We start from the raw sequence: 15,384 nt of genomic DNA, 5'->3' as shown, positions 1-15,384 counted from the left end.
TTTAATTGTGAGTAATTCAGCAATCACCCTAGCATAAGTTGAAAGGAGTCCGAATGCCGTGCAACACACTCGAAGCCATGTTCGGGTTAACGCTCGGAAATACGGGTTCATAAGGGACAACGCGTAGAAAAGCCCTTGTTTTACGAGATTTTCAGGGGTCGGAGGTCATGCCAGGGTGAACGAGGATTGACGAATTGTCGTTCGATTTTTTGATTCAACCGGCGAATAAAAGACACAGTGCGGTGAAGTGAAAAGCTAAAACCATAAGCCTGAATTTATGCAGACCCGTAATCATGCAGGCTGCAATGAATAGATAGCGGAGACAAGCGATATGAATGCAATCGGTCAGAGGAGCGAGAGCGGTCCGTTCTGGACGAACCGCTGGTTTCAACTGGTGGTGGGCATGCTATGCATGGCGCTCGTTGCCAATCTGCAATACGCATGGACGCTGTTCGTCGCGCCGATGAATTCGCGCCACCACTGGGGCCAGGCGGAGATTCAACTGGCGTTCTCGATTTTCATTCTGACCGAGACCTGGCTCGTGCCGGTGGAAGGCTGGCTCGTCGACAAGTTCGGCCCGCGCCCGGTCGTGGCGGGCGGCGCGGTTTGCGCGGGCCTCGCCTGGGTGATCAACTCCTACGTCACGACGCTGCCGATGCTCTACGTGTCGGCCGTGATCGCGGGCATCGGCGCGGGCGGCGTGTACGGAACCTGCGTGGGTAACGCGCTCAAGTGGTTCCCGGACCGCCGCGGCCTCGCCGCGGGCCTCACGGCTGCGGGCTTCGGCGCCGGTGCCGCCGTGACGGTGATTCCGATTGCGAACATGATCACGCGTTCCGGCTACGAGCACACGTTCTTCTTCTTCGGCGTGCTTCAGGGCGTGTCGATTCTCGTGCTCTCGCTCCTGCTCGTGAAGCCCGTGACGCGCCCCGTAGCCGCGGCTGGCCGTCGTCTCGTCTCGCGCGTCGACTATACGCCGGGGCAAATGGTCAAGCAGCCGGTATTCTGGGTGATCTACGTCTGCTTCGTCGCGGTGGCCGCCGGCGGCCTGATGGCAACGGCGCAGATCGGGCCGATCGCGAAGGACTGGGGCCTCGCCCGCATTCCGATGACGGTGTTCGGCATGACGCTGCCGCTCCTCACGCTCACGCTCTCGATCGACAACATCTGCAACGGCTTTACGCGTCCGTTGTGCGGCTTCATCTCCGACAAGATCGGCCGTGAGAACGCGATGTTCCTGATCTTCGTGGGCGAAGGGCTCGCGCTGCTCGGCATGATGCAGTTCGGCACGAACCCCTATGCGTTCATGACTTTCGCCGCGCTCATCTTCCTGTTCTGGGGCGAGATCTTCTCGATCTTCCCGGCCATCTGCGCGGACACCTTCGGCAGCAAGTACGCTGCATCGAACGCCGGCACGCTGTACACCGCCAAGGGCACCGCCGCACTGCTCGTCCCGGTGGCCTCCGTACTGTCCGCCACGGGCGGCTGGAGCGCGGTGTTCATCGCGGCTGCGGTCATCACGATTGCGGCGGGCGTGAGCGCCAAGTTCTTCCTCGCACCGATGCGCAAGCGTCTGATCGAGCAGAGCAGCGAAGCCAGCAATGAAGCGGGCAACGAGCCCAACGTGACGCTCGCCACGAATACGGGCGCAGGGTTGCCGCACTGGTCCAACCAAAGCGGCGAATGAGGCGCGCGGGCCCGCCATGTCGATGAACGTATCGCTCCAGCAACTCAAGGTGTTCGTCGCGGTGGCGCGGGCGCGCAGTTTCACGCGCGCCGCGCGCGAGTTCGGGCTCACGCAGTCGGCGGTGAGCCGCTGCGTGCGCGAACTGGAAGAAGCGGTCGAGCTCAAGCTGTTCGACCGTACCACGCGCCAGGTCGAGCTCACGCTCGCGGGCAGCGGCTTCGAGCGGCGGATCGGCCGCTTGCTCGACGAGATCGAGATGGCGCTCAACGAGGGCCGCGACGCGCACCAGGCGCATAGCGGCGTGGTGCTCGTGGCGAGCAACCCGGCCCTTTCGTCAACCTGGGTGCCCGCCGCGCTCGCGCGGTGCGCGGCGGCGTTTCCTGCGCTCACGCTGCAACTGCAGGACCTGCCGCAGGCGTCCGTGCTGCAGGCGGTCGAGCAGGGCGAAGTCGACTTCGGCGTGATCGCGGAAAGCGTGCCGTTCGCGAGCGGCAATCTCGATGTGCAGCCGCTCTCGGCCACGCCGCTTTGCGCGCTCTTGCCCGCCCACCATCCGCTTGCGCTACAGGGGGCGCTGAGATGGGACGATCTCGCGCGTGAACCGCTCGTTACGCTCAATCGTGACGCGGGCTGCCGCGGCGCGGTGATGCGTGCGCTGGACGGTCTGCGGCCTGAGGGGAGGCCGCTGCAGGAGTTCGCGCACGTGGCGGGCGTGGCGCGCATGGCGCAGCTCGGCATGGGCATCGGCGTGTTGCCGGTGTGCGTGGACGGCGCGCGCGGGGCGCATGCGCATCGCGCGGGCGACGTTGCGCACGCAACAACGTGTCACTGGCCCGTGCCCGCGGGGCCGCTCGTTACGCGCCTGCTGCATCCCGTCGTCAACGTGACGACGATGCTCGTGCGGCGTCGCCATCGTTCGCTGCGGCCTTGTGCTCAGGCGGCGTGGTCGCAGTTCATGGGGGCAGTCGCGGAGGGGGCTGACGCACAGGCCGCATCGCCGGATAGCGAAGCGCTGCCGGAAACGTCCATCGACGGCGCGCCGATGCGAGGCTCGAGCGGCGCGCCGATGCGTGTCGCGTTGCGCGGCGCCGATGCGCCGCCACCGCTCCAGGTGACCCGCACCCACGCCCGCATCGAATAGCGCGCGTTTCCTTCTTCTGCAAAACAAAGCGGGTCGCTCGATGATGCGACCCGTTTGTTTTTCCAGCACCGGAACCGATGCAGAAGAAAAGGGCGGCGCACACGCCACCCCTTCACCATGCACGTTACGCCGGCTGCATCGCCATTCGCTCGCGCTGCTTGACGAGTGCGAGCACGGTGTCGATGGCAGGCGTCGGCTCGCCAACCAGCCTGCCCATTTCCTGCACGACGGTGATCAGCGGATCGATCTCCATCGGCCGGCCGGTTTCGAGGTCGACGAGCATCGAGGTCTTGTGCGCGCCCACCGCGCCCGCGCCGTCGATGCGACGCTCCACATCCACGCGGAAGTTCACGCCGAACTGCTCGGCAATGCGCTTGCCTTCGAGCATCATCGTGCGCGCCACGGCGCGCGTGGCCGGGTCGCTGGTGATGACGTCGAGCGTGGCGTGCGTGAGTGCGCTGATCGGGTTGAAGCAGAGATTGCCCCACAGCTTGAGCCAGATTTCGTCGCGGATGTTCTCGCGGATCGGCGCTTCGAACCCGGCAGCCTGCATGGCTTCATGCAGCTGGACGATGCGCGGCGTGCGCTCGCCCGAAGGCTCGCCAATCGGAAACTTCTTGCCGTACACGTGACGGATCACGCCAGGCGCGTCGATTTCGGCCGCCGGATAGAGCACGCAGCCAATCGCGCGCTCGGGCGTGAGACGGTTCCATTGCGCGCCGTCCGGGTCGATGCTTTCGAGCCGCGTGCCCGCGAACTTGCCGCCATGCTGGTAGAAGTACCAATAGGGAATGCCGTTGGTGCCCGTGACGATAGCCGTGTGCTTGCCGAGGAGCGGCTGCATCGCGTCGATCACGCCGGCCACCGAATGCGCCTTGAGCGTAATGATGACGACGTCCTGCACGCCCAGTTCGCGCGGATCGGACGTGCAGCGCACCTTCGCTACGTACTCCTCGCCGTCCATCAGCAGGCGTGCCCCGTTCTCGCGCATGGCGGCCAGATGCGGGCCGCGCGCAACGAAGCTCACATCGGCGCCTGCGCGTGCCAGTTGCACGCCCATCATGCCTCCAATGGCGCCCGCTCCAAAGATGCAGATCTTCATGTTGAAACCCCAATGACGTTGAAAACCGCTTGTCTGCAGGGCGTTTCGCGCGCGCTAGGGAAACAGCTGCCCGCTCGCCGCGACCCCGGACGATGGGTTGAGCATAGGGGGTGCTGTCGATTAACGACAGTTAAAGTTTCTCGCGAAAATCATCAAGAGAAGCTTATGGAAGAAGGGCGCCTGAAGAGGCTGATCAGGCGCGCCGCACGAGCAGAAAACTCACGCCGATCAGGCCGAGAAATGTGCCGCAGGTGCGATTGAACCAGCGGCGCACCGTAGTGCGCGTGAGCCAGCGGCCGAGGTACATGCCGGCGAGCGAGTAGAGCGCGATGGCCACGCTTTCGAGCACGAGAAAGCTCGCGCCGAGCACGCCGAACTGCGGCGCGATGGGCTTGGCGACATCGACGAATTGCGGCAGGAAGGCCGTGAAAACCAGAATCGCCTTGGGGTTGCCCGCCGCCACGAGGCACTCGCGCCACGCGAGGCGCGCGAGCGAGGCGTCGCTATCCATGTTCTCGCCGACAGGGTTGGCGTCGCTGCGCCAAAGCTGCACAGCGAGCCACACGAGGTAAGCGGCGCCCGCGAGCTTGATGACGAAGAAGACCGCCTCGGAAGCGCGCAGCACCACGGCAAGACCCGTGGCCGCGAGCGCGATCATGGCGGCGAACGAAACGAGCCGGCCCGTGCCGCCGAGGAACGCACGCAGGAAACCGTGCTGCGCGGCCACGTTGATGGAGAGCAGATTGTTCGGCCCCGGCGCCATGTTCAGCGCGAAGCAGGCGGGCAGAAAGAAGAGCCAGGCGGTGAGGGACATGATGGCGCTCGAAGAACGTTAGCGCCGTGCGCGGCGCGCCGTGAATCGCGCCATTCTAGCGCGGTCGGCGCGCGGCGCCTCACCGCTCAATGAAAAACCGGCAGCATGAGAAAGCGGGCAGCACGCCGACGCACAGTACGCACACGAAGGCGACCAGTTCAAACGCGGCGCCCGGCGAGGCGCCGGTGCCGGCCACGTTGCTTGCACGAAAGGGGCCCCACGCTTAAATTGGCAGGCATTCACGAGCGAAAAACCGCCGCCCATGCAGGACGAATATCCCCCGCATTTCCCCGTTTGCCAGATTGGCGCGAGACCGTACAAGAACCGGAGAAGGTCATGAATGGGAGTACCGTTGCTGAACGCGAGGCGGCCGGGCGTGCCGCGCGCGAGCGCTCGAAACGTTCGAGCCACAAGGAAACCGGCACCATCAAGCGCGATCCGCTCGCCCTGCTGCGCTCGAGCAGCGAAGGGCGCGTGCCGAACCTCGTGCAGCTGCGCTACGGGCGCATGATCGTCTCGCCGTTCACGTTCTTTCGCGGCAGCGCGATTCTTCAGGCGCACGACCTCGCGGGTGTGCCCAACACCGGCATGACGATGGAGATTTGCGGCGATGCGCATCTGCTGAACTTCGGGGCCTTCGCCACGCCCGAGCGTCAGCTCGTGTTCGATCTCAACGATTTCGACGAGGTCGCGCCCGGCCCGTGGGAGTGGGATGTGAAGCGCCTCGTGGCGAGCTTCGTCGTGGCGGCGCGGCACATGCGTTATTCGCGCGGCGTAGCCGAGGAACTGGTGATGACGGCTGTGACCAGCTATCGCGACCGCCTGCGTCAATACGCGGAATACGGCGCGCTCGATCTCTGGTACGACAAAATCACCTTCGACCGCATGGTCGAAACCGCGCTCACGCCCGAAGGCCGCCGCCTGATCCGGCGCGGCATGGAGAAGGCCGCGAATCGTACACACGAGAACCTGCTCGAAAAGCTCGCGGAGCGCGATGGCGACCACTGGACGATTCACGACGCCCCGCCCGCGCTCTTTCATGTGCACGGCGTCAACACGCTGTTCGAACCCGAAGACGACTGGTTCACGCTGGGCGACTGGCGCACGCTGATCGAGCCCATGTACGAGGATTACGCGAAGACACTCGCACCCGACCGGCGAGAACTGCTCGATCACTTCGCGATTCAGGACCTGGTGTTCAAGGTGGTGGGCGTAGGCAGCGTGGGCACGCGCTGCCTCGTGATGCTGCTCGTCGATCATCACGAGAAGCCGCTCTTCCTGCAGGTGAAAGAGGCGCGTCGCTCGGTCGTTTCGCAGTACTTCAAGTCGCATTCGATCAAGCACGAAGGCGCGCGCGTCGTGCACGGCCAGCGGCTTTTGCAGGCAGCGAGCGATATCTTCCTTGGCTGGACCACGGGGCCCGCGGGGCGCCATTTCTATGTGCGCCAGTTGCGCGACATGAAGCTCTCAGTCGATCTGCAGTTGCTCGACAGCACGCTGCTTTGCGGCTATGCACGTCTATGCGGCTGGGCGCTCGCACGCGCGCATGCGAAGTCCGGCAGCGCCGCCATCGAAATTTCTTCGTACATTGGCCGCAGCGACCAGTTCGCGGAGGCGCTCACGAGCTACGCGTTCAGCTATGCCGATCAGGTGGAGCGCGATTACGACGTGTTCCTCAAGGCCGCGCGCAGCGGCACGATCGTCGCGCGCAGCGACGAGGACATGGCGGCAGATTTCCGCGTATGAGCGGAGTTCGGGTCGAAGCAACAAGCGAAGCGCGTGTCCGAACGCGCTATCCTTGCGTTCCATCCCGCCGCGCATGAGCTTCGTACGCATGCCCGGCATGCGCGTCATGCGTCTACGTCGTATCGAAGTCTTTCACACGATCATCGGAGCAAAGGCCGCAAACGCGAGCCGACACGGGTCGCCGGTACAATCGCGCGCTGGGGGAGCGCCGCCGTGCGCGCGCTCTACGCGAACGAACGAGAGATCCAGGGGAGAAACGGTTGAAGCGCGAATCAAAGCCGCTGGGTATCGCCAGAAGGGTGTGCGGCCACATGCGCTGCGTTGCGCTCGCGTGCGTCTGCACGGCTGCAGGTGCGCTGCATGCGGATGAACTGGAAAGCCCCACGCTGCGCAAGATTCGCGACACCGGGACCATCGTCATCGGTGTGCGCGAGGCCACCGTGCCGTTTTCTTATATGGCTGGCGGCGAGCACGCAACGGGCTACTCGTACGAGATCGCCCAGCGCATCGTGGATAACGTGCGCGAGGCGCTCAGGCGCCCCGAGCTGCGCGTGCGTGAACTCGTCGTCACGCCGCAGAACCGCATCACGCTCGTGCAGAACGGCACGGTCGATCTCGAATGCAGCACCACGACGCACACGCGCGAGCGCGAGAACGACGTGGCGTTTTCCAACAGCATCTTCGAGTACGGCGTGCGCATGCTCGTGAAGCGCGGATCGCCGGTCAAGGACTTCGGCGATCTCGCGGGCCGTACGGTGGCCACGACCGCCGGCACGTCGGAAGAGCGCCTGCTGCGCCGCTGGAACATGGAGCGCGCGATGAACATGCACATCGTCGTCGCGAAGACTCACGGCGATTCCGTCGAAGCCGTACGCTCGGGACGCGCCGTTGCCTTCGTGATGGACGAGCCGCTGCTGCACGCCTCGCTCGCGACCGGTTATTTGGCGGGCGAGACGCCGGGCGCACCCGTCGCGCAAAGCGCGCGTAACCTGAACGACGCGCACGTTCTCGCGATCGTCGGCACCCCGGTCAGGTCGGAAGTGTACGGCTGCATGTTCCGGCGCGGCGACACCGCCTTCAAGCGCATTGCCGACGACACCATCGCGAAGATGGAGCGCTCGGGCGAGGCGCTCGCGCTTTACCGGCGCTGGTTCGAGTCGCCCATTCCGCCTGCGGGCGTGAATCTCGACTATCCAATGTCGGAACCGATGAAGGCGCTGTTCGCGAATCCCAACGATCAGCCGCTCGATTGAAGGCTCAACCGAAGGAAAGAGGCAACGATGAGTGATACGGGACAACGCAAGATCGCACTGGTGACGGGCGCGGGCAGCGGCATTGGCCGCGCGTGCGCGCAAAGGCTGCTGGCCAACGGCTTTGCCGTCGTGCTGACCGGGCGGCGGGCCGCGCCGCTCGAAGCGCTCGCCAGCGAGGCCCGCGCGCGCGGCGAGGAGGCACTGGCTGTGCCTTGCGACGTGACCGACACGGCAGCCGTCGAAGCGCTCTTCGAGACGATTCGCACGCGCTTTGGCCGGCTCGACCTGCTCTTCAACAACGCGGGTCGCAACGCGCCGGCCGTCGACATCGACGAGCTTTCGGTGGACGACTGGCGCGCCGTGGTCGATACGAATCTCACCGGCGTATTCCTGTGCACCCGCGCGGCGTTCGGGCTCATGAAGCGGCAGACGCCGCGAGGCGGGCGCATCATCAACAACGGATCGATTTCGGCGCACGCGCCGCGGCCGTTCAGCGCCGCCTACACGGCCACCAAGCACGCGATAACCGGTCTGACGAAAACCGTTTCGCTCGATGGCCGGCGCCACGACATTGCGTGCGGACAGATCGATATCGGCAATGCGGCGACCGAGATGGCCGAGCGCATGGCGCGCGGCGTGCCCCAGGCGAACGGCGAGATCGCCGTCGAACCGCTGATGGACGTGGAACTCGTGGCCGACGCGCTGCTGCACATGGCGCAACTGCCGCTCGAAGCGAACGTCCAGTTCATGACGATCATGGCGACGAAGATGCCGTTCGTGGGGCGCGGCTGAGCGCGCAGGCCGGGCGGCCGCTGCCGCACGCCCGGCCGCCGCGTCCCGTATACTGGACGCTGAACCACCACTACGCCCGAGCGCCCATGTCTTTGCCCCTGCGTCCGGACGATGATCCGCGTCCCCAGCCGCCCGTATGCCCCGATAACGACGACTGCTGCCATAGTGGCTGTGACCCCTGCATCTTCGATCTGTACGACGAGGAGTTCGGCCGGTACCGCGCCGCGCTGGCCGCGTGGGAAGCGCGCGAAGCGGAACGGCAGGCGCAGGCGAAAGCCCCGCGCAAGCGGGCCGCAAAACCGGCTTCGCCATCGGCCGCGCCGCCGCGCAGCAAGCCGCCGCGCTGAACGGAATCGCTCCCTGCCGCCATGACCGAATCCCTCCTCGTTTCCAACGCTCCCGCCTTCGACGCCGCCGCCCTCGACGCGCTGCAGGCGTTCGTCGAGCGCCATCCGCGCCTGTTCGTGCTGACGGGCGCGGGTATCAGCACGGATTCGGGCATTCCGGGCTACCGCGACGAGAACGGCGCCTGGAAGCGCTCGCCGCCCATCACGCTGCAGGAATTCCTCGGCTCGGAGAGCATGCGGCGCCGTTACTGGGCGCGCAGCCTGATCGGCTGGCCCACGGTGGGTCTCGCGCAGCCGAACGGCGCGCACCGCGCGCTCGCGCGTCTCGGCGCGGCGGGCTACGCGCGCACGCTCGTCACGCAGAACGTGGACGGCCTGCATCAGCGCGCGGGCAGCCGGGACGTGATCGAGCTGCACGGCAGCATCGCGCATGTGCATTGCCTCGACTGCGGCGCGCAGTATTCGCGCGCCTCGATCCAGCCGGAACTCGAGGCGCGCAACCCGGCCATCGTGGGCGCGAACGCGGAACCCGCCGCCGACGGCGACGCCCATCTCGACTTCGACGGCGCCAACGCCTTCCACGTGCCCGCATGCGCGGCGTGCGGCGGCATGCTCAAGCCGTCGGTGGTGTTCTTCGGCGAGAACGTGCCGCGCGAGCGCGTGGCGAGCGCCTCGAACGCGCTCGACGAGGCCGACGCCGTGCTCGTGGTCGGCTCCTCGCTCATGGTTTATTCGGGCTACCGCTTCTGCGCGTGGGCGCAGCAGCGCGGCAAACCCGTGGCCGCGATCAACATGGGCAAGACGCGCGCCGACCCGCTCCTCGCACTCAAACTCGAAGCCCCCTGCGCCGCCGTGCTCGACGCCCTGGGCGCGCGCCTCGTGCCCTGACATTCCCACGACCCCACGGAACCGACGACATGCTGACCACGCTAGCCGACCTCGAAGCGCACTACGGCACGCCGCACGAACGCGCATTGCGCAAGGAAATCGATCACGTCAACGCGGATTACCGGCGCTTCATCGAAAGCTCGCCGTTCGTCGTGCTCGCCACGGGTGGCCCGGAAGGCCTCGACTGCTCGCCGCGCGGCGACGCACCCGGCTTCGTGCGCATTCTGGACGAGCACACGCTCGCGTTGCCCGACCGTCCCGGCAACAATCGCGTGGACAGCCTGCGCAACGTGATCGCCGCGTCGCAGGTGGGGCTGCTGTTCATGGTGCCGGGCGTGGGCGAGATGCTGCGCGTGAACGGGCGTGGCCGCGTGAGCACCGACCCCGCGCTTCTCGCGAGCTTCGCCGTGGATGGCAAGCCGCCGCGCTCGGTGCTCGTGATCGACGTGGAAAGCGCGTACTTCCACTGCTCCAAGGCCGTCGTGCGCTCGAAGCTGTGGGACCCGTCGCGCCACGTCGAACGCTCGCACCTGCCGAGCGCGGGCGAGATGCTGCGCCGCGTGAACGAGGAGCAATATGGCGAGACGTTCGACGCCGAGACTTACGAGGCCGGTCTCGCCGAGCGCATCAAGAATTCGCTGTACTGAGTGAACGCCGAATGAACGCCGACTTAAACCGAAAGACCGCAAGACGATGAACGAACCGCAAGCCGCCCAACGCCTTTCCGCGCCCGCCGCCGAGCGCAATGCCGCACCGATTCTGGAGGTGCTGCGCGGTGCGCTGCCCGCGCGGGGCACGGTGCTCGAGATCGCGAGCGGCACGGGCCAGCATGCTGTCCACTTCGCGGCCGCGTTTCCCGACCTCGTGTGGCAGCCGAGCGACCAGGACGCGCGCGCCCGCGCCTCGATCGACGCCTGGCGCGAGCACTCGGGTCTCGCCAACCTGCGTGCGCCGCTCGATCTCGACGTGCGCCGCGAGCCCTGGCCGATCGACGCGGTGGACGCTATCGTCTGCATCAACATGATTCACATCGCGCCGTGGGAAGCGGCGCAGGCGCTCATGAAAGGCGCGGGCGCGCGCGTTGCTACGGGTGGAGCGCTCGTTCTTTACGGGCCGTACCGGCGCGAAGGCGCGCACACGGCGCCGAGCAACGAGGCTTTCGACGCCGACCTGCGTGCGCGCGACCCGTCCTGGGGCGTGCGCGACATGGAGGAAGTGGAGGCGTTGGCGCTGGCGCAGGGCTTCGAGTGCGTAGCGCGCGTGCCGATGCCCGCGAACAATTTCAGCCTGGTGTTCCGGAAACAGTAAGCAGGTCGGCAAACGTCGGGGACGCATGTGCGCGTTCGCGCAGCGCCGCTACGTTTCCCTTATGCTTGCACGGTTGGCGCCCCGTTGCGGCGCCGTCAATGAATGAAGTGGAGAAACAACATGAGCAAACAGCCAATCGGCGTTGTGGGTCTGGCCGTGATGGGTAGCAATCTCGCGCTCAACATCGAAAGCCGCGGCCACGCGGTCTCGGTGTTCAATCGCAGCCGCGCCCGAACCGACGAGCTGATCGCTGAGTATCCGGATCGCAAGCTCGTGCCGGCGTACACGCTCGAGGAGTTCGTGGATTCGCTCGAAAAGCCGCGCCGCATCCTGATGATGGTGAAGGCCGGCGCGCCCACCGACGACACCATCGCCGCGCTCAAGCCGCTGCTGGAGAAGGGCGACATCCTGATCGACGGCGGCAACACGCACTTCACCGATACCATCCGCCGCAACCAGGAGCTCGCGAAGTCGGGCCTGCACTTTATCGGCACGGGCGTGTCGGGCGGCGAGGAAGGCGCGCTCAAGGGCCCGTCGATCATGCCGGGCGGCCAGCGCGATGCTTACGATCTGGTTGCGCCGATCCTGACCGAGATCGCCGCGAAGGCGCCGGACGGCGAGCCGTGCGTGGCCTACATGGGTCCGGACGGCGCGGGCCATTTCGTGAAGATGGTGCACAACGGCATCGAGTACGGCGACATGCAACTGATCGCCGAAAGCTACGCGGTGCTCAAGCAGGTGCTCGGCCTCTCGAACGAGGAACTGGGCAAGGTCTACACCGAGTGGAACGAAGGCGAGCTCGACAGCTACCTGATCGAGATTACCTCGAAGATCTTCGGCAAGAAGGACGAGGCAACGGGCAAGGATCTCGTCGACGTGATTCTCGACCGCGCCGCACAAAAGGGCACCGGCAAGTGGACGAGCCAGAACGCGCTGGATCTCGGCGCGCCGCTGCCGCTCATCACCGAAGCCGTGTTCGCGCGCGTGCTTTCGTCGCTCAAGACGCAGCGCGTGGCCGCGAGCAAGGTGCTTTCGGGCCCCGACGCGAAGCCGTTCTCGGGCGACCGCAAGGCGTTCATCGAGTCGGTGCGCCGCGCGCTGTACTTCTCGAAGGTGATTTCGTACGCGCAAGGCTTCGCGCAACTGCGCATGGCTTCCGACGAGTACAAGTGGGACCTGCAATACGGCACGATCGCCAAAATCTTCCGCGCGGGCTGCATCATTCGCGCGCGCTTCCTGCAGAAGATCACGGACGCCTACGCAAAGGACCCGCAACTCGACAACCTGCTGCTCGATCCCTATTTCCGTGACATCGCGGCCAACTATCAGTCGGCGCTGCGCGACGTGGTGATCCAGGCGGTGAGCGCGGGCGTGCCGGTGCCGGCATTCTCGTCGGCCGTTGCGTACTTCGACGGCTACCGCTCGGAGCGCGTGCCCGCCAACCTCGTGCAGGCGCAGCGCGACTTCTTCGGCGCACACACGTTCGAGCGCATCGACAAGCCAGGCAGCTTCCACGCCGACTGGTCGTAAGGTCGCGAGACGAAAGACCGCATTGTCGTTACGGTCTTTGTCGGAATCGTAAGGTGAGTCCGCGGGACTCACCTTTTTTTATTACCAAAATCGCAACGGTGTTTTGACAAATTAGGGTTTTCCCTAGCGTGACTGGACGCCTAGACTGTAATCAACCGCTGACGAACACGGTGTTCCGAAGCGGACATAAAACAGATGGAGGTCCGATCATGAACAAGCTTCTCCCCGCAGTTGTCGTTGCCGCCGCTCTTGCCATCCCGGCAATCTCGTTTGCCCAGTCGAGCGAGCAAGGCCTGACCCGCGCTCAAGTGCGCGCGGAACTGGTTCAACTCGAGCACGCGGGCTACAAGCCGTCGGCTGACTATGTGAACTACCCGGAAAACCTGCAAGCCGCCGAGGCGCGCGTGACCCAGGAAAAGCTCGCCGCTGGCGACACCAGTGGCTACGGCGCACCGGCAGCCGGCACGTCGCAGTCGGGCGCGGCGGTGCAGCCGGCGCAAGTGGCACCGAACCAGCGCATTTACTTCGGCCACTAAGCCTTGGCCGAACGGAACCGCTCCAGGCGGTTCCGGCAAGTTCCCCCCTGTAGTGAGTTGTCGCTGTACGCAGTCAGTAGTTGCAGCAGTGGTGAGTTGTGAATTGCAGTAGAAGTTGCAGTTGCAATACGCAATTGAGCGCAGTGAGTTGTTGCAGTGGAAGGTGCGGTTCGCAGTGTGCAGTTGCAATACGTAGTAGCAGTACGCAGTTGAGTGGTTGCAGTCAGGACGTTGCAGCAGGCAGAGAGCAGAAGGTAGTTGAAGTTGGCTGGCGCAGTGAGAGGTGCAGCCGTGCAGTTGCAGTACGCAGTAGGCAGTACGTTGTTGCTCGTTGTTGCAATAGGCAGTCCAGCGCGGGCCGGTTCTCCACCGGCCCGTACTTTCTTGTGGCGCGTATTGTCCATATCTAAGGACGCCATATCAAACATTGACGGGTCCGAACGTCACTCCTATGATCGGGCGGCAGTTTCCCTGACAGTTGCCCCGCTACAGGAGACGCCCCGCCATGACCCGTTCCCCCCGCAAGCCCTTGCGCAGCCAGGCCTGGTTCGGCAAAGCCGACAAGGACGGCTTCATTCACCGCTCGTGGATGAAGAATCAGGGCATCCCTCACGATGCGTTCGACGGCCGCCCCGTTATCGGCATCTGCAATACGTGGTCGGAACTCACGCCGTGCAATGCCCATTTTCGCGAACTTGCGCAGTACGTGAAAAAAGGCGTGTACGAGGCCGGCGGTCTGCCGCTCGAATTTCCGGTCATGTCGCTCGGCGAATCGAACCTGCGGCCCACCGCGATGCTGTTTCGCAACCTCGCCTCCATGGACGTCGAGGAGTCGATTCGCGGCAATCCGGTCGACGGCACGATTCTGCTCGTCGGTTGCGACAAGACCACGCCGGCCTTGCTGATGGGCGCTGCGTCGTGCAATTTGCCCGCGCTCGCCGTCTCGGGCGGCCCGATGCTCAACGGGCGTTTCCGGGGCCATGAGATCGGCTCGGGCACGGGCGTGTGGCAAATGTCGGAGGAAGTGCGCGCGGGGACGATGTCGCAGTCCGAATTCGTCGAGGCGGAATCGTGCATGAACCGCTCGCGCGGCCACTGCATGACCATGGGCACGGCTTCCACGATGGCTTCGATGGTCGAATCGCTGGGCATGGGGCTGCCGCACAACGCGGCCATTCCCGCTGTCGATGCGCGCCGCCAGGTGCTCGCGCAACTCGCCGGGCGGCGCATCGTCGAGATGGTGCGCGAGGACCTCACGATGTCGAAGATTCTCACGCGCGCGGCGTTCGAAAACGCGATCCGCACCAACGCGGCTATCGGCGGCTCGACCAACGCCGTCGTGCACCTGATCGCACTCGCGCGGCGCATTGGCGTGCCGCTTTCGCTCGACGACTGGGAACTCGGCTCCGACGTCCCTTGCCTCGTGAATCTGCAGCCTTCCGGCCATTATCTGATGGAGGATTTCTATTACGCGGGCGGTTTGCCCGCGGTGCTGCGGCAACTGGGCGAGCAAGGGCTGCTGCATCGGGACGCGTTGACGGTCAACGGTAAAACCATTTGGGAAAACGTGGCCGACGCGCCGAACTACAACGCCGAAGTCATTACCTCGTTTGCGCAGCCGTTCAAGCCCAAGGCCGGCATCGCCGTGCTCAAGGGCAACCTCGCGCCCGACGGCGCGGTCATCAAGCCTTCTGCCGCCACGCCGGCGCTGCTGCGTCATCGCGGCCGCGCGGTGGTGTTCGAGAACGTCGAGGAACTGCACGCGAAGGTCGACGACGCATCGCTCGATATCGACGAGCATTGCATCATGGTCCTCAAAGGGGCGGGGCCGAAGGGCTATCCGGGCTTCGCCGAGGTCGGCAACATGCCGCTGCCGAAGAAGGTGCTGCAAAAGGGCATTACCGACATGGTGCGCATTTCGGACGGCCGCATGAGCGGCACGGCGTATGGCGCGGTCGTGCTGCACGTGTCGCCCGAAGCGGCCGCGGGCGGTCCGCTCGCGCTCGTGCGCACGGGCGACATGATCGAACTGGACGTCGCGGCGCGGCGCCTGCATCTGGAAGTCTCCGACGCGGAACTCGCGCGCCGCAAGACGCAGTGGCAGGCGCCCGGGCTGCCCGAGCGCGGCTATTACCGGCTTTACGTCGAGCACGTGCTGCAGGCCGACAAGGGCGCCGACCTGGACTTTCTCGTCGGCGCAAGCGGTGCGGCCGTGCCGCGCGACTCCCACTGAGCGTGCC

14 protein-coding genes are annotated in these 15,384 nt (G+C 65.4%); 12 read left to right on the top strand and 2 right to left on the bottom strand.

The features are described 5' to 3' along the window. Window positions 1–331: 331 nt before the first annotated feature. Window positions 332–1,687, top strand: a complete 1,356-nt coding sequence (gene oxlT / locus BHE01S_RS23810; protein WP_042268418.1) for an oxalate/formate MFS antiporter — start codon at window positions 332–334, stop codon at window positions 1,685–1,687. 22 nt (window positions 1,688–1,709) lie between these two features. Then, window positions 1,710–2,828 (top strand): LysR family transcriptional regulator, encoded by a 1,119-nt coding sequence (locus tag BHE01S_RS23805; protein ID WP_042268561.1) that lies wholly within the window; start codon window positions 1,710–1,712, stop codon window positions 2,826–2,828. Between the two features lie 124 nt (window positions 2,829–2,952). Here BHE01S_RS23805 and BHE01S_RS23800 read toward each other — a convergent pair whose 3' ends face one another. Together BHE01S_RS23800 and BHE01S_RS23795 are read right to left on the bottom strand one after the other, a co-directional pair. Further along, entirely contained in the window at window positions 2,953–3,930 is a 978-nt protein-coding gene (locus BHE01S_RS23800; protein WP_042268416.1) for a 2-dehydropantoate 2-reductase, read from the bottom strand. A gap of 193 nt (window positions 3,931–4,123) precedes the next feature. Beyond that, entirely contained in the window at window positions 4,124–4,744 is a 621-nt protein-coding gene (locus tag BHE01S_RS23795; protein WP_042268414.1) for a LysE family translocator, read from the bottom strand. Window positions 4,745–5,080: 336 nt separating this feature from the next. Here BHE01S_RS23795 and BHE01S_RS23790 point away from each other — a divergent pair, with 336 nt between their 5' ends. From BHE01S_RS23790 to BHE01S_RS23745, 10 genes are all read left to right on the top strand, one after another. Continuing rightward, on the top strand, window positions 5,081–6,490 hold the full coding sequence (locus BHE01S_RS23790) for a DUF2252 domain-containing protein (RefSeq protein WP_042268411.1): 1,410 nt from the start codon (window positions 5,081–5,083) through the stop codon (window positions 6,488–6,490). A gap of 311 nt (window positions 6,491–6,801) precedes the next feature. Continuing rightward, a complete protein-coding gene (locus tag BHE01S_RS23785; RefSeq protein ID WP_042268409.1) occupies window positions 6,802–7,743 on the top strand; it encodes a transporter substrate-binding domain-containing protein in 942 nt (313 codons plus the stop codon). Window positions 7,744–7,770: 27 nt separating this feature from the next. Further along, complete coding sequence (locus BHE01S_RS23780; RefSeq protein ID WP_042268407.1) at window positions 7,771–8,535, top strand: SDR family oxidoreductase; 765 nt, start codon at window positions 7,771–7,773, stop codon at window positions 8,533–8,535. Window positions 8,536–8,621: 86 nt separating this feature from the next. After that, the gene (locus BHE01S_RS38010) at window positions 8,622–8,882 is read left to right on the top strand and encodes an oxidoreductase-like domain-containing protein (protein WP_042268403.1); all 261 of its coding nucleotides are present in this window, start codon (window positions 8,622–8,624) and stop codon (window positions 8,880–8,882) included. Between the two features lie 21 nt (window positions 8,883–8,903). Further along, window positions 8,904–9,770, top strand: a complete 867-nt coding sequence (locus BHE01S_RS23770) for an NAD-dependent protein deacetylase (RefSeq protein WP_042268402.1) — start codon at window positions 8,904–8,906, stop codon at window positions 9,768–9,770. A 29-nt stretch (window positions 9,771–9,799) separates the two neighbouring features. Continuing rightward, entirely contained in the window at window positions 9,800–10,417 is a 618-nt protein-coding gene (locus tag BHE01S_RS23765; RefSeq protein ID WP_042268400.1) for a pyridoxamine 5'-phosphate oxidase family protein, read from the top strand. 46 nt (window positions 10,418–10,463) lie between these two features. Beyond that, window positions 10,464–11,078: a DUF938 domain-containing protein gene (locus BHE01S_RS23760; RefSeq protein ID WP_042268398.1), complete on the top strand. Its 615-nt coding sequence runs from the start codon at window positions 10,464–10,466 to the stop codon at window positions 11,076–11,078. A 120-nt stretch (window positions 11,079–11,198) separates the two neighbouring features. Next, a complete protein-coding gene (gndA, locus tag BHE01S_RS23755) occupies window positions 11,199–12,608 on the top strand; it encodes an NADP-dependent phosphogluconate dehydrogenase (protein ID WP_042268560.1) in 1,410 nt (469 codons plus the stop codon). A 209-nt stretch (window positions 12,609–12,817) separates the two neighbouring features. Continuing rightward, complete coding sequence (locus tag BHE01S_RS23750; protein WP_042268395.1) at window positions 12,818–13,144, top strand: DUF4148 domain-containing protein; 327 nt, start codon at window positions 12,818–12,820, stop codon at window positions 13,142–13,144. Window positions 13,145–13,649: 505 nt separating this feature from the next. After that, window positions 13,650–15,377, top strand: a complete 1,728-nt coding sequence (locus BHE01S_RS23745) for an IlvD/Edd family dehydratase (RefSeq protein ID WP_042268393.1) — start codon at window positions 13,650–13,652, stop codon at window positions 15,375–15,377. Window positions 15,378–15,384 lie beyond the last annotated feature (7 nt).

Origin of the sequence: Paraburkholderia heleia NBRC 101817, assembly GCF_000739775.1 — a bacterium.
Classification (GTDB): domain Bacteria; phylum Pseudomonadota; class Gammaproteobacteria; order Burkholderiales; family Burkholderiaceae; genus Paraburkholderia; species Paraburkholderia heleia.
Note: the sequence above shows the minus strand (reverse complement) of the source record. Positions and strands in the feature narration are given on the sequence as shown.